At 69.8% G+C, this 21,070-nt stretch carries 20 protein-coding genes, 1 pseudogene and 1 riboswitch; of the genes and pseudogenes, 12 read left to right on the top strand and 9 right to left on the bottom strand.

The features are described 5' to 3' along the window. Positions 1 to 52: 52 nt before the first annotated feature. Positions 53 to 679, bottom strand: a complete 627-nt coding sequence (locus tag ABZ876_RS20365) for a peptidoglycan DD-metalloendopeptidase family protein (protein WP_361782759.1) — start codon at positions 677 to 679, stop codon at positions 53 to 55. Positions 680 to 952: 273 nt separating this feature from the next. On the opposite strand from ABZ876_RS20365, the gene rpsB reads away from it, so the two are divergent. From rpsB to ABZ876_RS20335, 6 genes are all read left to right on the top strand, one after another. Further along, entirely contained in the window at positions 953 to 1,855 is a 903-nt protein-coding gene (gene rpsB / locus ABZ876_RS20360) for a 30S ribosomal protein S2 (protein WP_361782756.1), read from the top strand. A gap of 186 nt (positions 1,856 to 2,041) precedes the next feature. Beyond that, positions 2,042 to 2,878 carry a translation elongation factor Ts gene (tsf, locus tag ABZ876_RS20355; protein WP_361782753.1) on the top strand — a complete coding sequence of 279 codons (837 nt, stop codon included), beginning with the start codon at positions 2,042 to 2,044 and terminating at the stop codon, positions 2,876 to 2,878. A gap of 207 nt (positions 2,879 to 3,085) precedes the next feature. After that, the gene (pyrH, locus tag ABZ876_RS20350) at positions 3,086 to 3,844 is read left to right on the top strand and encodes a UMP kinase (protein WP_361782750.1); all 759 of its coding nucleotides are present in this window, start codon (positions 3,086 to 3,088) and stop codon (positions 3,842 to 3,844) included. Positions 3,845 to 4,011: 167 nt separating this feature from the next. Further along, entirely contained in the window at positions 4,012 to 4,569 is a 558-nt protein-coding gene (frr, locus tag ABZ876_RS20345) for a ribosome recycling factor (RefSeq protein WP_059129097.1), read from the top strand. Further along, entirely contained in the window at positions 4,569 to 5,693 is a 1,125-nt protein-coding gene (locus ABZ876_RS20340; protein ID WP_361782746.1) for a phosphatidate cytidylyltransferase, read from the top strand. The genes frr and ABZ876_RS20340 overlap by 1 nt, the downstream gene beginning before the upstream one ends. A 220-nt stretch (positions 5,694 to 5,913) precedes the next feature. Then, positions 5,914 to 6,201: a hypothetical protein gene (locus tag ABZ876_RS20335; RefSeq protein WP_361782743.1), complete on the top strand. Its 288-nt coding sequence runs from the start codon at positions 5,914 to 5,916 to the stop codon at positions 6,199 to 6,201. 19 nt (positions 6,202 to 6,220) lie between these two features. Here the strand turns inward: ABZ876_RS20335 and ABZ876_RS20330 are convergent. Next, a pseudogene (locus ABZ876_RS20330) lies at positions 6,221 to 6,496 on the bottom strand (serine/threonine-protein phosphatase); the annotation flags it as partial. A 220-nt stretch (positions 6,497 to 6,716) separates the two neighbouring features. Between ABZ876_RS20330 and ABZ876_RS20325 the strand changes: the two are divergent. The 5 genes from ABZ876_RS20325 to ABZ876_RS20305 all read left to right on the top strand — a co-directional run bounded on the left by ABZ876_RS20325 (position 6,717) and on the right by ABZ876_RS20305 (position 13,445). Continuing rightward, complete coding sequence (locus ABZ876_RS20325; protein WP_361782741.1) at positions 6,717 to 7,910, top strand: alcohol dehydrogenase catalytic domain-containing protein; 1,194 nt, start codon at positions 6,717 to 6,719, stop codon at positions 7,908 to 7,910. Between the two features lie 397 nt (positions 7,911 to 8,307). Beyond that, positions 8,308 to 9,414 (top strand): 23S rRNA (adenine(2503)-C(2))-methyltransferase RlmN, encoded by a 1,107-nt coding sequence (gene rlmN / locus ABZ876_RS20320; RefSeq protein WP_361782738.1) that lies wholly within the window; start codon positions 8,308 to 8,310, stop codon positions 9,412 to 9,414. A gap of 53 nt (positions 9,415 to 9,467) precedes the next feature. Continuing rightward, positions 9,468 to 9,573, top strand: a riboswitch (TPP riboswitch). An 85-nt stretch (positions 9,574 to 9,658) separates the two neighbouring features. After that, on the top strand, positions 9,659 to 10,771 hold the full coding sequence (locus tag ABZ876_RS20315; RefSeq protein ID WP_361783216.1) for a thiamine ABC transporter substrate-binding protein: 1,113 nt from the start codon (positions 9,659 to 9,661) through the stop codon (positions 10,769 to 10,771). Next, complete coding sequence (locus ABZ876_RS20310; protein ID WP_361782735.1) at positions 10,747 to 12,411, top strand: iron ABC transporter permease; 1,665 nt, start codon at positions 10,747 to 10,749, stop codon at positions 12,409 to 12,411. The genes ABZ876_RS20315 and ABZ876_RS20310 overlap by 25 nt, the downstream gene beginning before the upstream one ends. 2 nt (positions 12,412 to 12,413) lie before the next feature. Beyond that, complete coding sequence (locus tag ABZ876_RS20305) at positions 12,414 to 13,445, top strand: ABC transporter ATP-binding protein (protein WP_361782732.1); 1,032 nt, start codon at positions 12,414 to 12,416, stop codon at positions 13,443 to 13,445. Between the two features lie 84 nt (positions 13,446 to 13,529). Here ABZ876_RS20305 and ABZ876_RS20300 read toward each other — a convergent pair whose 3' ends face one another. From ABZ876_RS20300 to ABZ876_RS20275, 6 genes are all read right to left on the bottom strand, one after another. Then, a complete protein-coding gene (locus ABZ876_RS20300) occupies positions 13,530 to 14,216 on the bottom strand; it encodes an LAETG motif-containing sortase-dependent surface protein (RefSeq protein ID WP_361782729.1) in 687 nt (228 codons plus the stop codon). A gap of 224 nt (positions 14,217 to 14,440) precedes the next feature. After that, entirely contained in the window at positions 14,441 to 14,848 is a 408-nt protein-coding gene (locus ABZ876_RS20295) for a VOC family protein (RefSeq protein WP_361782726.1), read from the bottom strand. Positions 14,849 to 15,005: 157 nt separating this feature from the next. Further along, the gene (locus ABZ876_RS20290) at positions 15,006 to 16,265 is read right to left on the bottom strand and encodes a hypothetical protein (protein ID WP_361782723.1); all 1,260 of its coding nucleotides are present in this window, start codon (positions 16,263 to 16,265) and stop codon (positions 15,006 to 15,008) included. Continuing rightward, positions 16,247 to 17,002: an ATP-binding cassette domain-containing protein gene (locus ABZ876_RS20285; protein WP_361782720.1), complete on the bottom strand. Its 756-nt coding sequence runs from the start codon at positions 17,000 to 17,002 to the stop codon at positions 16,247 to 16,249. The genes ABZ876_RS20290 and ABZ876_RS20285 overlap by 19 nt, the downstream gene beginning before the upstream one ends. Before the next feature lie 238 nt (positions 17,003 to 17,240). Next, the gene (locus ABZ876_RS20280; protein WP_361782718.1) at positions 17,241 to 18,605 is read right to left on the bottom strand and encodes an aspartate aminotransferase family protein; all 1,365 of its coding nucleotides are present in this window, start codon (positions 18,603 to 18,605) and stop codon (positions 17,241 to 17,243) included. Positions 18,606 to 18,607: 2 nt separating this feature from the next. Continuing rightward, entirely contained in the window at positions 18,608 to 19,123 is a 516-nt protein-coding gene (locus ABZ876_RS20275; protein WP_361782715.1) for an Lrp/AsnC family transcriptional regulator, read from the bottom strand. Positions 19,124 to 19,288: 165 nt separating this feature from the next. Here ABZ876_RS20275 and ABZ876_RS20270 point away from each other — a divergent pair, with 165 nt between their 5' ends. After that, positions 19,289 to 20,728, top strand: a complete 1,440-nt coding sequence (locus ABZ876_RS20270) for a gamma-aminobutyraldehyde dehydrogenase (protein ID WP_361782712.1) — start codon at positions 19,289 to 19,291, stop codon at positions 20,726 to 20,728. A gap of 54 nt (positions 20,729 to 20,782) precedes the next feature. Here the strand turns inward: ABZ876_RS20270 and ABZ876_RS20265 are convergent. Then, positions 20,783 to 21,070 (bottom strand): transposase (locus ABZ876_RS20265; protein WP_361782710.1); only part of this gene is annotated, 288 nt, incomplete at its 5' end.

Genomic DNA, 21,070 nt, shown 5'->3' with positions numbered 1-21,070 from the left:
CCCCTCCCCCTCCCCTCCGCCCACCCCCTCCCCCAAGCCCCCACACCCCCCACTAAGGCAACGCCACCCCCTCCACCCGCAGCAGCCGCGACGGCCCCGCGCGCAGCAGCCAGGGAGGCAGCAGGGACAGCGGATTCAGGTAGGTCTCGCCGCGGCGCAGCCCCCAGTGCAGACACGGTCCCGCGCAGTGGGCGGTCGGTGGTTCCAGTACTCCCAGTACCTCGCCCGGCCGGACGGTGTCTCCCGTGCGGACCGACGCGCGTACCGGCTCGTACGTCGTCCGCAGGGGTGGCGCGCCCGTTCCGGCCAGTTCCACGGAGACCACACCCCGGCCCGCCACCCGCCCGGCGAAGGTGACGCGGCCGGCCGCCACCGTCCGCACCAGGTCGCCCGGTGCCGCCGCCAGGTCGACGCCCCGGTGTCCCGGCCCGTACGGCGTCGCCGGGGGCTCCCAGCCCCGTACGACCGGCGGGTGGACGCCCACCGGCCACAGGCGGGCGGCGGCGGGGGTCGTCCGGTCGGGGGCCGGTGTGCCGGTCGGGGCGGGATCCGGGCGGGGCGACACGCCCGCCCACGCGACGGGGGTCCGCGGGACCACCGACGCGGCGGGCGTCGACACGCCCGCCGCCGTCAGCAGCAGTACCACGGGCCACCACCGCACACTTCGTTCAGCTCGCATGCGGGTACGGTCTCGCACACCGGGCGATCATGGCCGGGATCTGTGGACAACCGTCCGGTTGTGGACAGGGGCGTCACCCGCCGCTCCGTGGGTCCCGTACACTTCTTGTGGCGATCCGGGTCACCGGGTCGACTTCGCACGCCCCGACACCTGGCCCTCGACGAGCCGGTGTCAGCGCTCCTCGGTCCTCTGTGGCACGGCGCATCGCGGGCGTCAGGCGCGAGTGCCATCCGGCGCACGCGGCACAACCGAGAAAACTCAAGGAGAACGGCCATGGCCGTCGTCACGATGCGGGAGCTGCTGGAGAGCGGCGTCCACTTCGGTCACCAGACCCGTCGCTGGAACCCGAAGATGAAGCGCTTCATCTTCACCGAGCGCAACGGCATCTACATCATCGACCTGCTCCAGTCGCTGTCGTACATCGACCGCGCCTACGAGTTCGTCAAGGAGACCGTCGCCCACGGCGGCACGGTCATGTTCGTCGGCACGAAGAAGCAGGCGCAGGAGGCCATCGCCGAGCAGGCCACCCGCGTCGGCATGCCCTACGTCAACCAGCGCTGGCTGGGCGGCATGCTCACCAACTTCTCGACCGTCTACAAGCGTCTGCAGCGCCTCAAGGAGCTCGAGCAGATCGACTTCGAGGACGTCGCCGCCTCCGGTCTGACCAAGAAGGAGCTGCTGGTCCTCTCCCGCGAGAAGGCCAAGCTCGAGAAGACCCTCGGTGGTATCCGCGAGATGCAGAAGGTGCCCAGCGCCGTCTGGATCGTGGACACCAAGAAGGAGCACATCGCGGTCGGCGAGGCCCGCAAGCTCAACATCCCGGTCGTCGCCATCCTCGACACCAACTGCGACCCCGACGAGGTCGACTACAAGATCCCGGGCAACGACGACGCGATCCGCTCCGTCACCCTGCTCACCCGCGTGATCGCCGACGCCGTCGCCGAGGGCCTCATCTCCCGCTCGCGCGTCGCCACCGGTGACAAGGGCGAGAAGGCCGCGGCCGAGCCGCTGGCCGAGTGGGAGCGCGACCTGCTCGAGGGCGAGAAGAAGGCCGACACCGAGGAGGCCGCCCCGGCCGCCGAGGCTCCGGCCGCGGAGGCTCCGGCCGCGGAGGCTCCGGCCGCGGAGGCTGCGGCCGCGGAGGCTCCTGCCGCCGCCGAGGGCGAGCAGGCCTGACCTCAGGCCCGTTCGGCTGATGTGAGGGCGAGTGGCGCCGGGCGCGCCACTCGCCGTTCACCCGCAGCCCTTAGATCTACGTAGCCCGTAGATCTTCGTAGCCCGCAGATCTTTGGCGGACCCGCGCCCGAGTCGCGGCGGCCGCCGACTTCGAGACTTCGAACTCCGAGAAGAGATTCACAGATCATGGCGAACTACACCGCCGCCGACGTCAAGAAGCTCCGTGAGCTCACCGGCGCCGGCATGATGGACTGCAAGAAGGCGCTGGACGAGGCCGAAGGCAACGTCGAGAAGGCCGTCGAGGCGCTCCGTATCAAGGGCCAGAAGGGCGTCGCCAAGCGTGAGGGCCGCTCCGCCGAGAACGGCGCCGTGGTCTCGATCATCGCCGACGACAACTCCTCCGGTGTCCTCGTCGAGCTGAAGTGCGAGACGGACTTCGTCGCCAAGGGCGAGAAGTTCCAGGCCGTCGCCAAGGCGATCGCCGAGCACGTCGCCAAGACCTCCCCGGCCGACATCGAGGCCCTGCTCGCCTCCGAGATCGAGGCCGGCAAGACGGTTCAGGCGTTCGTCGACGAGGCCAACGCCAACCTCGGCGAGAAGATCGTCCTGGACCGCTTCGCGCAGTTCTCCGACGGCTTCGTCACGGCATACATGCACCGCACGATGCCGGACCTGCCGCCGCAGATCGGTGTGCTCGTCGAGTTCGACAAGCCCAACACCGAGGTCGCCAAGGGCATCGCCCAGCACATCGCCGCCTTCGCGCCGAAGTACCTCTCCAAGGAGGACGTGCCGGCCGAGGTCGTCGAGTCCGAGCGTCGTGTCGCCGAGGAGACCACCCGCGCCGAGGGCAAGCCCGAGGCCGCGATCGCCAAGATCGTCGAGGGTCGTCTGAACGGCTTCTTCAAGGACGCCACGCTGCTCGGCCAGCCGTACGCCCTCGACAACAAGAAGTCCGTCCAGAAGATTCTGGACGAGGCGGGTGTCACCCTGAAGCGCTTCACGCGCATCAAGGTCGGCATCTGAGTCCGTACCGCGTTCGACGGGAGACCCGGATAGGGTCGACGGTCGAAAGCAGTCGTCCGCTTCAGGCGCGTGTGCCGTCCCGCACGCGCGCGTGATGGACGACAGCAGATCTGACGAGGAGGCCATTGCCGCGAATGGGATGCGAAACACGCCCCATCGGCAATGGCCTTCTTCGTATGTGCAACACGTAAAAGAGGCGGGATCTCCATGACCACCAAGGCCGAGAAGAGCGACGACGGCAAAGTACGCGGCCGGTTTCTGCTGAAACTGTCCGGAGAGGCGTTCTCCGGCGGCACCGGACTCGGCGTCGATCCGGACGTGGTGCATGCCATCGCCCGTGAGATCGCGGCCGTGGTGCGCGACGGATCCGAGATCGCCGTCGTCATCGGTGGCGGCAACTTCTTCCGCGGCGCCGAACTCCAGCAGCGCGGCATGGACCGGGCCCGTTCCGACTACATGGGCATGCTCGGCACGGTCATGAACTGCCTGGCCCTCCAGGACTTCCTGGAAAAGGAGGGCATCGACTCGCGCGTGCAGACCGCCATCACCATGGGCCAGGTCGCCGAGCCGTACATTCCGCTGCGTGCGGTGCGCCACCTGGAGAAGGGCCGCGTGGTCATCTTCGGCGCCGGTATGGGCATGCCGTACTTCTCGACCGACACGACCGCCGCTCAGCGTGCCCTCGAGATCGACGCCGAGGCGCTGCTCATGGGTAAGAACGGTGTGGACGGGGTCTACGACTCCGATCCGAAGACCAACCCGGAGGCCGTCAAGTTCGACTCGCTCAGCTATGGCGAGGTCATCACCCGTGACCTCAAGGTCGCCGACATGACCGCCATCACGCTGTGCCGGGACAACAAGCTGCCCATTCTGGTCTTCGAGCTCCTGGCGGAAGGCAATATCGCGCGTGCCGTCAAGGGTGAGAAGATCGGCACACTCGTGGGTGACCAAGGCAGCCGGGACTGACCGGACGCCGACCCGTCCGGGGCGCCCGTCGGGGCGATGGACCCTGGCCGGGGGATGGACAATGACCTGCCGGTCCGGAACCGTGCAGGAAGAAGACGCGACGCAGCCGGCCGCGTGACCGACGAGTGACAGCTGCCGGGCCTACTCAAGACACGCAGGAGCAAGTGGTGATCGAAGAGACCCTCCTCGAGGCCGAGGAGAAGATGGAGAAGGCCGTCGTGGTCGCCAAGGAGGACTTCGCCGCGATCCGCACCGGCCGTGCGCACCCGGCGATGTTCAACAAGATCGTGGCCGACTACTACGGCGCACCGACGCCGATCAACCAGCTGGCCTCGTTCTCGGTGCCGGAGCCGCGCATGGCCGTGGTGACGCCGTTCGACAAGAGCGCGCTGCGCAACATCGAGCAGGCGATCCGCGACTCCGACCTGGGCGTCAACCCGAGCAATGACGGCAACATCATCCGCGTGGTGTTCCCGGAGCTCACCGAGGAGCGCCGCCGCGAGTACATCAAGGTCGCCAAGGGCAAGGGCGAGGACGCCAAGGTGGCGATCCGCTCCGTCCGCCGCAAGGCCAAGGACGCCATCGACAAGCTCGTCAAGGACGGCGAGGTCGGTGAGGACGAGGGCCGCCGTGCGGAGAAGGAGCTCGACGACACCACCGCGAAGTACGTCGCTCAGGTGGACGAGCTGCTCAAGCACAAGGAAGCAGAGCTGCTCGAGGTCTGATGAACGACTCTTCCTGGGGGGCGCCGCCACAGACCGGGTACTGGGGGCCCGCCGACGAGGGACCGGTCCGGGAGACCGGCCCGGCGGGTCCCGCGTACGATGCGCATGACGCCCAGCAGACTCGCCCCATGCCCATCGTGCCCGACGTGCCCGCGCAAGGCGGAGACCAGGATGACGACCGGGGGGCCGCTCGGCTGGGCGGCCCCTTGTTCCGCGACCAGACGCCGCAGGCGCCGTCCCACTGGGCGGCCTCGCAGAATCCGGAGCCCATGCCCGACGCCCCACAGCCGGCGCCCGCACCGCAGAAGAAGAGCGCGGGCCGTGATCTGGGTGCGGCCATAGGGGTCGGGATCGGGCTCGGCGTTGTGATCGTCGTGTCGTTGTTCATCGTCAAGGCCGTGTTCGTCGGTGTCATAGCGGTCGCCGTCGTGGTGGGCCTGTGGGAGCTGACAAAGCGGCTTGAGGAGCGCAAGGGCATCAAGGCGCCCCTGGTGCCGCTCGCGGTCGGCGGTGCGGCGATGGTCGTCGCCGGGTATGTCCGGGGCGCCGAGGGTGCCTGGGTGGCGATGGCCCTGACGACGCTGGCGGTGCTGGTCTGGCGCATGACGGAACCGCCGGACGGCTATCTCAAGGACGTCACGGCGGGCGTCTTCGCGGCTTTCTACGTGCCGTTCCTGGCCACGTTCGTCGCCATGATGCTGACGGCCGACGACGGCCCGCAGCGCGTTCTGACCTTCCTGATCCTGACAGTCGTCAGCGACACGGGTGCCTATGCCGTCGGCTGGCGGTTCGGGACGCACAAGCTCGCACCGCGCATCAGCCCCGGCAAGACCCGCGAGGGCCTGGTCGGGGCGGTGGCCTTCGCCATGGGGGCGGGTGTGCTGTGCATGCGGTATCTGATCGACGGCGGCTTGTGGTGGCAGGGCCTGCTGCTGGGCCTCGCCGTCGCCGCCAGCGCCACGCTGGGCGATCTGGGCGAGTCCATGATCAAGCGTGATCTGGGCATCAAGGACATGGGCACCCTGCTGCCTGGCCACGGCGGCATCATGGACCGTCTCGACTCGCTGCTGCCGACCGCTCCGGTGGTCTGGCTGCTGCTCGTGCTCTTCGTCGGGAGCGGCTGAGGGAGCGGCTGACGGGCCGTCCCGCGCCGCTGATCCGCGGTCCGGTCGTGGCACAGGGGCTCGCCGTCCACGCGACGGCGAGCCCCTCACTGCTGGGAGGCCGGAGTTCGCCGGCTCGCGGGATGTCGGCTCCGGCAGGGAACGTTCGGCCCGGTGAACCTTCCACGCCGGGCCCGCGTCTTCCCGCACGACCGCCGTCACCCGCCCAGGAGAACAGACCGTGGCCGACAAGGACGTTGAGCAGACCGACGAGCGGGGTTACGGCCCGGCCCCCTGGTGGGCGGACCTCGGGACGTGGGGGGCCGTCGCACTGATCGTCTTCGGGGGTCTCGCGGCAGCGTGGGTCTTCCTCCGGCTGCCCGGCACCCCGGAGGAGCCGGCGTCCGGCTACTATCCAGCCGCCAAGGTCATCGCCTTCGGCCTGGTGACTGTGGGATGCACCTTGCTGGGCCGCCGTCGCGCCCGGGCCGCAGCCATCGAGGAGACGAACGAGCGGGAACGCGCCTGATCCGGCCGGTGAGCGACGTTTGGGTGTCGCCGATCTCCAGGGCGATGGCACCGTCGGGCATGACGAAGGCGTCGTACCCGTGTCCGCCGATGTCGAGCCCGTCGCGGCTTGGTCGGTAGCGGGCGGCGACCTCCAGGCCTGGGAGGTGCTCGGGCAGCGTGGGGAGCATGGTCTGCTGGAGCGCCGTGGCCAGCTCGACTCGTGCCTCTTGCAACCTGACGCGTTCACGCGGACGTCGGCCTGGACGGGCGAGGGCTCCTGGGGAGCGGGCCCTGCTGCGTCGGTCATCCCTCAAAGCTAACAACGCGCGGACCTACCCGGATGGAGATGACGTGCTTGGCCGGGAGCGTGGCACGCAGCGTTAGTGCGATGGCACGCGGGCATGGAGGGGCCGATTCCGGCGTGCGTACGTTGGGTGACAGCCCTACGTTGGGAAAGCCGAGGTCGCAAAGCCACCCAAATGACCGCCGGCACTTCCACGGCCGAGTCGCCCTGGATCAGCAGAGGAGATCGTCATGGCAAGCAGCAACCGCGCCGTCGTCTTCCAGGCCCCGAAAGACATGCGCGTCGAGTCCCTCGACTTCCCGAAGCTTCAGATGCCGAACGGGAAAAAGGCCCCGCATGGTGTCATCCTCAGGCTCGTCGCCACCAACATCTGCGGTAGCGACCTGCACATCTACCGTGGGTCCTTCCCGGTGCCCCAGGGCATGGTGATGGGGCACGAGATGACCGGGGAGGTCATCGAGGTCGGCTCCGACGTCGAGTTCCTCAGTGAGGGCGACCTCGTCTCCGTCCCGTTCAACGTCGCCTGCGGCCGATGTCGCAACTGCAAGGCGCGCCGGACCGAGGTCTGCGAGACCACGAACCCCAAGGTGGCCTGCGGAGCATACGGCTTCAACCTGGGCGACTGGGACGGCGGCCAGGCCGAGTACCTGTTCGTCCCGTACGCCGACTTCCAGCTCCTGAGGTTCCCGGACAAGGACCAGGCCATGGCGAAGATCCGTGACCTGGCGGTGCTCTCGGACATCCTGCCCACCGCGTTCCACGGTCTCATGGAGGCCGGTGCCAAGCCGGGCTCGACCGTGTACATCGCCGGCGCCGGCCCGGTCGGCCGCTGCGCCGCAGCATCGGCGCGCCTCCTAGGGGCGTCCTGCATCATCGTCGGCGACCACAACAAGGACCGCCTGGAACTGGTGAAGCAGAACGGCTGCGAGACGATCGACCTGACCCAGGACGCGGCGCTCACCGACCAGATCGAGGCCATCCTGGGCGAACCCAGGGTCGACTGCGCAGTCGACTACGTCGGCACCGAGGCACACGGCATCGGCAGCCAGGCCGAGGACATGGACCCGGCCTACGCCATCAACCAGGTGATCGACGCCACCCGCGCGGGCGGAGCCACCGGAGTCATCGGCGTCTACGGCCCCGACCCGCTCGCGAAGTCGAAGGAAGAGCAAGAGGGAACGTACCCGATCGACTTCGGCAAGGCCTGGATCAAGTCGCCGCGGATCACCGCCGGGCAGGCACCGATCATGCAGTACAACCGCGAGCTGATGATGGCGATCCTGTGGGACCGCATGCCCTACTTGAGCGCCATGCTCAACACGAAGGTGATCAGCCTCGACGAGGCCCCCGGGGCCTACGCGACCTTCGACACGGGAGTGCCCCTCAAGTTCATCATCGACCCCCACGGCCTCATTCCCGCCTGAGGCCCGCCCTCCCCGGCCCGCAGTCCCCGTTCGGGGAGGGTGCGGGTCGTGCGGGGCTGCTCAGCGACAACCAACGCTGACAAACGATCCCGATCCCGGCCCCGGCAAGGGGCTGGACTGAGGGCAGCCTGATGCGGCACTAGGCGCCGCAGCGAAGTCACCAGGTCAGAGCGCTTCCTTGTTCTCCTTCGGTGCCTCTCCCGACTTGTGTATTGGAGGCAGAACACTCCACGGCCAGGTGATCCAGCGGTGAGCCCTTCGGTGTAGGGGTCTGCAGGCTGGGCCGTCTCCGGGCCGTCCGAGGCCGCTCACCGGCGACCGGCGACGACCACTGACGACAGCCGTAGCGACCGGCAGCCCCAGGCCACCCAAGTCGATCTGCGACACTGGTGAGGCCATGCCTAAGCCCGGAGAACTCACTTTCGTCGCGCCGCGCGGAGCCAAGACCCCGCCGCGGCATCTTGCCGACCTCACGCCCGCCGAGCGCAAGGAGGCGGTCGCCGCGGTCGGTGAGAAGCCGTTCCGCGCCAAGCAGCTCTCGCAGCACTACTTCGCGCGGTTCTCACACGACCCGGAGCAGTGGACCGACATTCCCGCCTCCTCGCGCCCCAGGCTCCAGGAGGCGCTGCTGCCGGAGCTGATGACGGTCGTACGGCATCTGTCGACGGACCAGGACACCACCCGCAAGACGCTGTGGCGGCTGTTCGACGGGACGCTCGTGGAGTCCGTGCTGATGCGCTACCCCGACCGGGTCACCATGTGCATCAGCTCCCAGGCGGGCTGCGGCATGAACTGCCCGTTCTGCGCCACCGGCCAGGCCGGCCTGGACCGCAACCTGTCCACCGCGGAGATCGTGCACCAGATCGTGGACGGCATGCGGGCACTGCGCGACGGTGAGATCCCCGGCGGGCCGGCGCGGCTGTCCAACATCGTGTTCATGGGCATGGGCGAGCCGCTCGCCAACTACAAGCGTGTCGTCGGCGCCATCCGTGCCCTCACCGACCCCGCGCCGGACGGGCTCGGGCTCTCGCAGCGCGGGATCACCGTGTCGACCGTCGGGCTGGTGCCGGCCATCCACCGCTTCGCCGACGAGGGCTTCAAGTGCCGCCTCGCCATCTCCCTGCACGCGCCGGACGACGAGCTGCGCGACACCCTCGTGCCCGTCAACACTCGGTGGAAGGTGCGGGAGGTCCTCGACGCCGGGTTCGAGTACGTCGAGAAGTCGGGACGCCGGCTGTCCATCGAGTACGCCCTGATCCGGGACATCAACGACCAGGCGTGGCGCGGCGATCGGCTCGGCCGGCTGCTCAAGGGCAGGCCCGTCCACGTCAATCTGATCCCGCTCAACCCGACGCCCGGCTCCAAGTGGACCGCGTCACGGCCCGAGGACGAGAAGGCGTTCGTCGAGGCGATCGCCGCCCATGGGGTGCCGGTGACCATCCGGGACACCCGGGGTCAGGAGATCGACGGAGCGTGTGGTCAGCTGGCGGCCACCGAGCGGTAGTCTGAGGGCCGTCCATATCATCACAGGCATAACTTCATATCAGGCATACCTTCATATTCCGACAGGGGAGCGCCACAGCGCTGAGAGTGCGGGAGAGCCCGCAGACCCTCTGAACCTCGCCCAGGTCATTCTGGGTAGGAAGTTCGGTCTTCACTCGAGCTGTTGCGCCCTGCCCGGGTCCCTTCGGGGCCCCAGGACAGGGCCGCGTCTCTTCCTGGTCACCTCCAGGAGGAATTCAGTGAGCATCACCCGCAGGCAGTTCGCGGCCCTCGCCGTGGGGCTGGGCCTGGTCACGCTGTCCGCGTGCGGATCGTCCGGCTCCACGGGCGGCAGCGGCGGCGACCCGAAGACGGTGACCCTCGTCAGCCACAACTCGTGGGCCGCCTCCAAGAGCGTCGTCGCGGCGTTCGAGAAGGAGTCGGGTTACCGGGTCAAGGTCCTCCCCGACGGCGACGCGGGCCAGGCCGTCAACAAGGCGATCCTCACCAAGGACAATCCGCAGGGCGACGTCTTCTTCGGCGTCGACAACACGCTGCTGTCCCGGGCGCTCGACAACGGTCTGTTCCAGCCGTACGCGGCCAAGGGACTGGACCGGGTCGGCGCGCAGTACCAGCTCGACGACAGGCACCGGGTCACGCCCGTCGACTACGGCGACATCTGCGTGAACTACGACAAGAAGTACTTCGCCGACCACAAGCTCGCCCCGCCCGCCTCCCTCGACGACCTCACCAAGCCCGCGTACCGGAACCTCCTCGTCACCGAGAACGCCTCCACCTCCTCGCCGGGTCTCGGCTTCCTGCTCGGCACGGCCGCCCACTACGGCGACGGGGGCACCTCCCGCTCGGGCGGAGCCGAGAGCGGGGGAGGCTGGCAGGACTACTGGAAGAAACTCAAGGACAACGGCGTCAAGGTGGTCGACGGCTGGGAGCAGGCCTACCAGCAGGAGTTCTCGGGTTCGGCACCGGGCCGGAAGGCTGGGGGCGACCGGCCGCTCGTCGTCTCCTACGCCTCCTCGCCGCCCGCCGAGGTCGTCTACGCCAAGCCGCGGCCCAAGACCGCGCCGACCGGCGTCGCGACCGGCACCTGCTTCCGCCAGATCGAGTTCGCGGGCCTGCTGAGCAACGCTCACAACCCCAAGGGCGCCAAGGCGTTCCTCGACTTCCTGATCAGCAGGAGGTTCCAGGAGGACATGCCGTTCAACATGTACGTCTACCCGGTCGTGCAGGGAGCGCGGGTCCCCGCCGAGTTCACCGAGTACGGGCCCGCGGCCGAGCACCCCGCGACCATGGCCCCGGCGAAGATCGCCGCCAACCGTGACCAGTGGGTCAGGTCGTGGACGTCGCTCGTTCTGAAGTAGCCCCGAAGAGCCGGGGAGGCGCGGCGCGGTTCGGGCTCATGGCCCTGCCGGCCGTGTTCTTCGCGGTCTTCTTCGCCTACCCCGTCGCCGCGATCGTCACGCGCGGTCTGCGCGTCGACGGGGTGTGGCGCCTCGGCCGCCTCACGGAGGTGCTCGCACAGCCCGACATCCGCCATGTGCTGTGGTTCACCACCTGGCAGGCGCTCGCCTCCACGGCCCTCACCCTGCTGGTGGCGATGCCCGGCGCCTATGTCTTCGCCCGCCTGGACTTCCCCGGCAAGCAGGTGCTGCGCGCGGTCGTCACCGTGCCGTTCGTGCTGCCCACGGTCGTCGTCGGCACGGCGTTCCTGGCACTCGTCGGCCGTGGCGGACTCCTCGACGACCTGTGGGGCGTCCGGCTCGACACGACCGTGTGGGCCATCCTGCTCGCCCATGTCTTCTTCAACTACGCGGTCGTCGTCCGGACGGTCGGCGGCCTGTGGGCGCAGCTCGACCCGCGTCAGGAGGAGGCCGCACGCGTACTCGGCGCCTCCCGCGTCACCGCCTGGCGGAAGGTGACGCTGCCCGCTCTGGGCCCGGCCGTGGCGGCCGCCGCCCTCATGGTCTTCCTGTTCACGTTCACCTCGTTCGGGGTGGTGCAGATCCTGGGCGGCCCGACGTTCTCCACCCTGGAGGTGGAGATCTACCGGCAGACCTCGGAGATCTTCGACCTGTCCACGGCCGCCGTGCTGACGATCGTCCAGTTCCTGGCGGTGGGCGCGATCCTCGTGCTGCACGCCTGGACCGTGCGCCGCCGGGAGAGCGCACTGCGGCTGGTCGACGCGTCCCGCACGGCGCGCAGACCGCGCGGGGCCGGCCAGTGGGCGCTGCTCTGCTCGGTCCTCGCCACCGTCGCCGTCCTGCTCGTCCTGCCGCTCGCCGTCCTGGTCGCGCGGTCGCTCGACGCGCCCGGGTTCGCGTACTACGAGGCCCTGACGCACGCGGACGGCGGGACCTTCCTCGTGGCCCCCGTCCACGCGATCGGCAACTCGCTCGCCTACGCCGTCGCCGCCACCCTCATCGCCGTGCTGATCGGCTCGCTCGCCGCCGCGGCCGTCGCCCGCAGAGACGCCGGCCGGCTGGTCCGGGGCTTCGACGCGCTGCTGATGCTGCCGCTCGGCGTCTCCGCGGTGACCGTCGGCTTCGGGTTCCTGATCTCCCTCGACCGGCCGCCGCTGGACCTGCGCGGTTCCTGGATCCTGGTACCGCTCGCGCAGGCGCTGGTGGGCGCCCCCTTCGTCGTACGCACCATGCTGCCCGTGCTGCGGGCCGTGGACGAGCGGCTGCGGGAGGCGGCCGCGGTGCTCGGGGCCTCGCCGTGGCGGGTGTGGCGCGAGGTCGATCTGCCGATCGTACGGCGGGCGCTGCTGATCGCGGCCGGGTTCGCGTTCGCCGTGTCGCTGGGCGAGTTCGGGGCGACCGTGTTCATCGCCCGGTCCGACAATCCGACGCTGCCGGTCGCGGTGGCTCGCCTGCTCGGACGGCCCGGCGACCTCAACTACGGGCAGGCAATGGCCCTTTCGACGATTCTCATGGTGGTGTGCGCGGTGGCGCTGCTGGTCCTGGAGAGGCTGCGGACCGACCGGACGGGGGAGTTCTGACGATGCTGAGGCTGGAGCGGGCGGCCGTACGCTTCGGGGGGCGCCCCGCGCTCGACGGAGTCGACCTCGAGGTCGCCGAACACGAGGTGGTGTGCGTGCTCGGGCCCAGCGGCGGCGGCAAGTCGACGCTGCTGCGGACCGTGGCGGGACTGCAACCTCTCGACTCCGGGCGGGCGTTCCTCGACGGCCGCGACCTGGCCGGGGTGCCCGCGCACCGGCGCGGGGTGGGGCTGATGTTCCAGGACCACCAGCTGTTCCCGCAGCGGGACGTGGGCGGCAACGTCGCCTTCGGGCTGCGGATGCAGGGGGCCCCGCGCGCCGAACGAGAGACCCGGGTCGAGGAGTTGCTGGAACTGGTCGGGTTGCCCGGAGCCGCCCGGCGGGCCGTCGCGGCGCTCTCCGGCGGTGAGCAGCAGCGGGTCGCGCTCGCCCGCGCGCTTGCGCCCCGGCCACGGCTGCTGATGCTGGACGAGCCGCTGGGCCAGCTCGACCGGTCGCTGCGCGAGCGCCTGGTCGTCGAACTGCGCGAGATGTTCGGGCGGTTGGGCACGACCGTGCTCGCGGTCACCCACGACCAGGGCGAGGCCTTCGCGCTCGCGGACCGCGTGGTCGTCATGCGCGACGGGCGGATCGCCCAGTCGGGTACGCCACTTGAGGTCTGGCAGCGGCCCGCGGACGCATTCGTGGCGCGCTTCCTCGGTTTCGACAACGTGGTGGAGGCGACCGTCTCCGGGGAGGTCGCGGACACGCCCTGGGGCAAGCTCCCCGTCCCCGAAGGCTCTCCGCAGGGACCGGGCGCCCTGCTCGTCCGGCCCGCGGGCGTACGCCTGGTGCCCGCAACCGAGGGCCTGCGCTGCACCGTGACCGCACGCACCTTCCGCGGCACTCATGTCGCCGTACGACTGCAACCCGATGAGGCACCGGCGCTGGAGGCGGCGTGCCCGCTGCGGGCGGCACCCGAACCCGGGGACGAGGCGGGAGTCGTGTTCGACGCGGCCGAGGCCGTCGTACTCGGGGACGCCTCCGGCGCGTAGGGGGACCGGCAGCCCGGGCCGGACACGCACAGCGGCCCGCCCCGGCAGGGGGCGGGCCGCTTGCTCGTACGGAACCGGCGTGCGTCAGTTGTTCTTCGACGCGCCCCGGCGGCGCATGCCGAAGAAGACCGCGCCACCGCCGATGACGACGAGTCCGGCGGCGATGCCGGCGATCAGGGGCGTGCTGGAGCTGGCACCGGTCTCGGCCAGGTTGGAGGTGCCGGCCGCGGGCGAGGGGGAGTTGTCCCCGGGAGCGGCGGGAGCCGTGCTGCCCGATTCCGACGGGGTGGCCGTCGAGGACGGAGTGGCCGACGGCTTCGGGGTGTTCGAGGCCGGGGGCGTGGTGGCCGGCGCGGTGGTCTCCGAGGTCGCGCAGGCCTTGTCCGGGGTGGTCAGGTTCGGCGAGATGTCCTCGTCGACCTGGCCGCCGTTGGCGTTGACGTGAATCCGGTACTGCGCCTTCGGCGCCCAGTTCTCGGAGAACGTGACGGTCGCGCCGTCCTTGGAGCCGGTGACCTTCTGCTCACCGACCTTCCTCTCGTCGGCGCCGTTCGACTCGAGGTAGACCGTGACCGTCGCCTCCTTGCCGGAGGCGTCTATGTCCTTGACGGTGATGATGCCCTTCCCGTCCGCGTCGCAGGAGGCGACGGCCGAGAAGTCACGGATGTTGCAGGCGAGCGCGTTTCCGGCGACGCCGAGTGCGAGTGCGGCAGCGGCGGAGGTGACGCCGAGGATGCGCACCGAGCGTGCGGTGCGGGATGATATGGACACGATTGCCCTTCACGTGATGCGCAACTGCGGGGGGTTACAGGGACGTTGTCCAACAACAGCGTCCTCGTGAGGCTCACAGGTTTATAAGCGGCAGCTCGGCGGTGTCAACGCCGATGTCCGGCATGACCTCCGTTTTTACCCGGTCGTTAACCGCCCGGATGTTTGAAGCGCCGCCGGGGCAACCTCGAACCCCCCTGGTTGGCACCCGCGTTACCTGCGAAGGCTCAGCCCTGGACCGCCGCGGGGTCCATCCACATGACCTCCCAGGTGTGGCCGTCGAGGTCGTCGAAGGAACGGCCGTACATGAAGCCGTGGTCCTGCGGCTCCCCGCTGACCGAGCCGCCCGCCGCGAGCGCCCGGTCCACCAACTCGTCGACTTTGTCCCGGCTTTCCGCGCTGAGGCACAGCAGCACCTCGCTGGTCCGCGTCGCGTCCGCGATCTCCTTCTTGGTGAAGTCGGAGTAGCGCTGCTTGCTCAGCAGCATCGCGATGATCGTGTCGCTGATGACGACACAGGCGCAGTCGTCCGTCGTGAACCGCGGGTTGATCGTGTAGCCCAGTTCCGTGAAGAACTTCTTCGACGCCTCGACGTCGACGACGGGCAGGTTCACGAAGATCATCTGCTGGTACATGAGCGGTCTCTCCCGGTGAGGTGTGGTCCGTACGGGTGGTGGTCCGTACGCGTCCTGGTCGGTACGCGTTCTGATCGGTACGGAAGAAGAGACCGCGGGCGGCGGCGGAACTCATCGGCGCCGGCGAAAATTTCTCCGGGAATTTTCGCGGCCTCGCTCAGCCCCTCAGCGGCATCGCGGCCAGTTCCGCAACCACCCAGGTCAGCGGCATGAGCACCACGGTCAGGGCGCCCGCCCGAAGCAGCGCCGCGGTGCGCAGCAGCGTGGCCGGAGCGCCCAGCCGTACCAGCGCGGCGATCGTGCCGACGCGCGCCTGCCGCGCCTCGACCGCCGCCGTCGCCAGCGTCGCCAGCGCGCACCCCGCCACGAGCGCCGCACCGAGCGTCGTGAGCGGCCCGAAGGAGAGTCGCGCGCCGGCGTACGGCGCCGTCATGGCGTACGCCCCCGAGGCGACCGCGCACACCACACCGAGCGGCCGGCCGATCCGTCCCGCCTCCTGTTGCAGACCACGTCCCGCGAGCAGGCGCACGGCCCCCGGATTCGCGGAGTCCAGCATCCGGCCGCACAGGTACGCCAGGCCGGGCCCGGCCAGTGCCAGCCCCAGCGCGGTCAGCGCCCAGCCCGCCAGAACCCCGGCGGGCCCGCTCGCCAGCCCGCCGGGCAGGTGGAAGCGCGGTGACCCGTCCGCGTCACCGGCGTGCGCCTCCACGGCGAACCCCAGGGCGATCGCGGCCACACCCCAGGGCAGTCCGCTCGGCGAGGTCCCGGCTGCGGGGCGCGGACCGGGCGCCGGTGCCTCACCCGCGGGATGGGCGGCCTGTTCCCCGGACGCCCGTTCCTCGGAGGCGTCGTCGGCACCGGAGGCGGCCGGTGTGCCGCCGTGGCGCCTGGCGCGGCGCGGCCGTCCGTCCCTCGGCCGCAGGGCCAACGCGCTCGCCGCGGACGCCACGAACGGCACCACCGTGAGCAGGGTGAGTGCCGCGGGCAGCGGCAGCGGCTGGTCCGGGGCGAGGAACCCGGCCGCCGGGCCGTCGAACGGCGTTCCGGGCAGATCGCCGCGCAGATGCAGGAAGGCCAGCAACGCCAGCAGCGATCCCAGCGAGGTCGACAGGGCCGTGGTCAGTGCCGACAGGGCCATCAGCCGGGCCGGGCCGAGGCCGATGGCGGCCAGCCCGGACCGGGGGCGGGTGCCGGGGTCCGTGCGCGCGACAGCGAGAGCGAGGTACACGGTGGCGGCGACCGGCCCGAGGCACCAGGCCAGCCGCAGCTCCGAACCGGCCGGCGCCTCCGGGTGCGCCATGGCATACCCCAGCGTGCACAGCAGCAGAAAGCCCGTGCCCGCCGATGCCACGGCGACCAGCAGCCGGCAGAGCTGGACCAGGGGGTGGGCCCTACGGGCTAGACGGAGAGCGAGCACGCCGCGCGGCCTTCCGTCTCCGTCTCCCTCTCCGCCTCCGGGACCGGCGGCAGCTGGAGCGTGGTCACGCGGCGCCCGTCCAGGAGGGACACCGTGCGGTCGGCGAGGGCCGCGACATCCGGGTGAAGCGTGGCCATGACGACGGTGATGCCGTGGGAGCGCGCCGCAGCGGTGAGCGTGCGCAGCACCTGGGCGCCGTCGGAGCGGTGCAGTGTGGCGGTCGGCTCGTCCGCGAAGAGCACGGTCGGGCACGCGGCGAGGGCCCGCGCCACGGCGAGCCGCTGCCGTTCGGCCGCGACCAGCTCCTCCGGGCGCTTTCGGGCGCAGCCGCCGATGTCGAGCCGCTCCAGCCACTCCAGGGCAGCGGTCTTGGCCCTGCGGCGGCCGGTGCCGCGCAGCATCAGCGGCAGGGCGGCGTTCTCCCAGACGTTCAGCTCGGGGACGAGGAGGGGCACCGGGTCGATCCAGCCGAAGCGGTCGCGGCGCAGCCGTTCACGGCCGAGCGAGCCCATGGTGTGCACGGGCGTGCTGTTGAACCAGACCTCGCCCCGCTGCACGGGCACCAGTCCCGCCAGGCACTGCAGGAGGGTCGTCTTGCCGCTCCCGCGCGGTCCGGTGACAGCCAGGATCTCGCCCTGGCGCACCCCCACGGAGACGCCGCAGAGCGCGGGGGAGCCATTGTGCTGAAAGCGCAGGGCGTGTGCCCAGAGCACATCGTTGTCCGGCGGGGCCACCATCGCGTACCACCTCGGTTCTGATCCGTTGTCCCGTGCCGATCCCCGTCCGGGGGGACCCGTTCGGGTGAACGAAGGCCGGAGCGATCGGTCACATCGCACGCTAGGCAGACTGCGCCGGGAGCCGGGGACAGCGACGGCCCCGGACCGCCGTTTCTCACTCGAACAGGCGGCACGGGGCCGTTCGTTGATCATCCAGACGGATGAATCATCCGGCCGGGCGATCGGAACCTCGGGTGGCTCAGAGCTTGGTCCACGCCTCCGTCAGCGTCGCGCGCAGGATCTGCTCGATCTCGTCGAACGTCCCCTGGTCGGAGATCAGCGGCGGGGCGAGCTGGACGACCGGGTCGCCACGGTCGTCGGCACGGCAGTACAGGCCGTTGTCGTACAGCGCCTTGGACAGGAAGCCGTACAGGACGCGCTCGGTCTCCTCGTCGTTGAAGGACTCCTTGGTGTTCTTGTCCTTGACCAGCTCGATGCCGTAGAAGAAGCCGTTGCCGCGGACATCGCCGACGATCGGCAGGTCGTGCAGCTTCTGGAGGGTGGAGAGGAACGCGCCCTCGTTGTCGAGGACGTGCTGGTTGAGGTTCTCGCGCTCGAACAGGTCGAGGTTGGCCAGGCCCACCGCGGCCGACACGGGGTGGCCGCCGAAGGTGTAGCCGTGCAGGAACGTGTTGTCACCCTTGTAGAAGGGCTCGGCCAGGCGGTCGGAGACGATGCACGCGCCGATCGGGGAGTAGCCGGAGGTCATGCCCTTGGCGCAGGTGATCATGTCCGGGACGTAGTCGAACTTGTCGCAGGCGAACATGGTGCCCAGACGGCCGAAGGCACAGATGACCTCGTCCGACACCAGCAGCACGTCGTACTGGTCGCAGATCTCGCGGACCCGCTGGAAGTAGCCGGGCGGCGGCGGGAAGCAGCCGCCCGCGTTCTGCACCGGCTCAAGGAAGACCGCGGCCACGGTCTCGGGGCCCTCGAAGAGGATCTGCTGCTCGATCTGGTCGGCGGCCCAGCGGCCGAAGGCCTCCGGGTCGTCGCCGTGGATCGGGGCGCGGTAGATGTTGGTGTTCGGCACCTTGTGCGCGCCCGGCACCAGCGGCTCGAAGGGGGCCTTCAGGCTCGGCAGGCCGGTGATGGACAAGGCGCCCTGGGGGGTGCCGTGGTAGGCGACCGCACGCGAGATGACCTTGTACTTGGTGGGCTTGCCGACCAGCTTGAAGTACTGCTTGGCCAGCTTCCAGGCGGTCTCCACCGCCTCGCCGCCGCCGGTGGTGAAGAAGACCTTGTTCAGGTCGCCGGGCGCGTGGTGGGCGAGACGCTCCGCCAGCTCCACGGCCTTGGGGTGGGCGTAGGACCACACCGGGAAGAACGCCAGCTCCTGGGCCTGCTTGAACGCCGTCTCGGCCAGCTCGGTGCGGCCGTGGCCCGCCTGGACCACGAACAGACCGGCGAGACCGTCGAGGTAGCGCTTGCCCTTGTCGTCGTAGATGTAGGTGCCCTCGCCGCGCACGATGGTCGGCACAGGTGCGTTCTCGTACGAGGACATGCGGGTGAAGTGCATCCACAGGTGGTCGTACGCGGTCTGGCTGAGGTCCTTGGTACTCACGGCTATCGGGTTCCCCACATGTAGGTCTGCTTCTTGAGCTTGAGGTAGACGAAGCTCTCGGTGGAGCGCACTCCGGGGAGGGCCCGGATGCGTTTGTTGATGACGTCCAGCAGGTGGTCGTCGTCCTCGCAGACGATCTCGACCATCAGGTCGAACGAGCCTGCGGTCATCACCACGTACTCGCATTCGGACATGGCCGTCAGCGCGTCGGCGACGGACTCCACGTCGCCCTGGACGTTGATCCCGACCATCGCCTGCCGGCGGAAGCCCACGGTGAGCGGGTCCGTGACGGCGACGATCTGCATCACGCCCTGGTCGAGCAGCTTCTGGACGCGCTGGCGCACGGCCGCCTCGGACAGGCCGACGGCCTTGCCGATCGCGGCGTACGGCCGGCGGCCGTCCTCCTGGAGCTGCTCGATGATGGCGAGGGAAACGGCATCCAGCTGGGGAGTGCCGTTCCTGGACTCGCGGGAGTCCCTCTGGTCTGCGCTTCGACTGGCCACGAGCTCACTGTGCACGACGTCTCGACAGTTTCGCAAGGCTCGATCAATGAAATTCGTCGTTTACGTGATGGAAGCCTGCGGATTTCGCAGTAGTGATGCGTTCGGGGCTGTTGAAAACGTGGAGCCACGGATTAGGGTGGGTGTCTCAGTGATTGGACACCCGAACTTGGAGGGCCGGCAGTGAGCACCGAGCTGCGTCGTCTGCGCAACTACATCGACGGCGAATTCCGTGACGCCGCCGACGGACGGACCACCGAGGTGGTCAACCCCGCGACCGGTGAGGCGTACGCGACCGCCCCGCTGTCGGGGCAGGCGGACGTCGACGCCGCGATGGCGGCCGCCGCCGCGGCCTTCCCGGCCTGGCGGGACACCACGCCCGCCGAGCGGCAGAAGGCCCTTCTCAAGATCGCTGACGCCTTCGAGGAGCGCGCCGAGGAACTGATCGCGGCGGAGGTGGAGAACACGGGCAAGCCGGTCGGCCTGACCCGCTCCGAGGAGATCCCGCCGATGGTCGACCAGATCCGCTTCTTCGCGGGTGCGGCCCGGATGCTCGAGGGCCGCTCGGCCGGCGAGTACATGGAGGGGATGACCTCGATCATCCGCCGTGAGCCGGTCGGCGTCTGTGCGCAGGTCGCGCCGTGGAACTACCCGATGATGATGGCCGTGTGGAAGTTCGCCCCGGCGATCGCGGCGGGCAACACGGTCGTGCTGAAGCCGTCGGACACCACCCCGGCGTCCACGGTCCTGATCGCCGACATCATCGGCTCGGTCCTGCCCAAGGGCGTCTTCAACGTCATCTGCGGCGACCGCGACACCGGCCGCATGATGGTCGAGCACACGACCCCGGCGATGGCGTCCATCACCGGTTCGGTCCGCGCCGGCATGTCCGTCGCCGAGTCCGCGTCCAAGGACCTCAAGCGCGTCCACCTGGAGCTGGGCGGCAAGGCGCCGGTCGTCGTCTTCGAGGACACCGACATCGCCAAGGCGGTCGAGGACATCTCGGTGGCCGGCTTCTTCAACGCCGGCCAGGACTGCACGGCCGCCACCCGGGTCCTCGTGCAGGAGTCCATCCACGACGAGTTCGTGGCCGCGCTCGCCAAGGCCGCCGCCGAGACCAAGACGGGGCAGCCGGACGACGAGGACGTGCTGTACGGGCCCCTCAACAACCCGAACCAGCTCAAGCAGGTCTCCGGCTTCATCGAGCGCCTCCCCGCGCACGCCAAGGTCGAGGCCGGCGGCCACCGGGTCGGCGACAAGGGCTACTTCTACGCCCCGACCGTCGTCTCCGGCCTGAAGCAGGACGACGAGATCGTCCAGAACGAGGTCTTCGGCCCGGTCATCACCGTCCAGTCCTTCACCGACGAGACGCAGGCGATCGAGTACGCGAACGGTGTCGAGTACGCCCTCGCCTCCTCTGTGTGGACGAAGGACCACGCGCGTGCCATGCGTCTGTCCAAGTCGCTCGACTTCGGCTGTGTGTGGATCAACACGCACATCCCGCTGGTCGCGGAGATGCCGCACGGCGGCTTCAAGAAGTCCGGCTACGGCAAGGACCTGTCGGCGTACGGCTTCGACGACTACACCCGCATCAAGCACGTGATGACGTCGCTGGACGCGTAGCACCGGTACGGCATCGGCGCGGCCCCGCACGGGAGTTGACCCGGACGCTGTTGGTTAATTCGGGGCCGGGCACTTCGCCCCGCTGGCCGCTTCTTGGTCGGCGGGGCGAAGTGCTGCGAAGTGGCTGATGCGGGTGCGGGCTCGTGGTGTGTCGATGAGGTGGGCGTCGATGCGGGCGAGGTTGATCGCGGCGCCGGTGAGCTGGTGCTGAAGGCTGGTTTTGGCCAGGCCTCGGTAGCGGGATCTGCGCAGGCCGCAGCGTAGGACGGCCTGGGACATGGTGCCCTCGACACCGGCGCGGATCTGGTAGCGCTCCTTCCAGGCGTCGGTCTGCTGTTCCGC

Source organism: Streptomyces sp. NPDC046931, from assembly GCF_040644655.1.
GTDB lineage: Bacteria > Actinomycetota > Actinomycetes > Streptomycetales > Streptomycetaceae > Streptomyces.
This window is presented reverse-complemented; position numbering and strand designations above follow the sequence as displayed.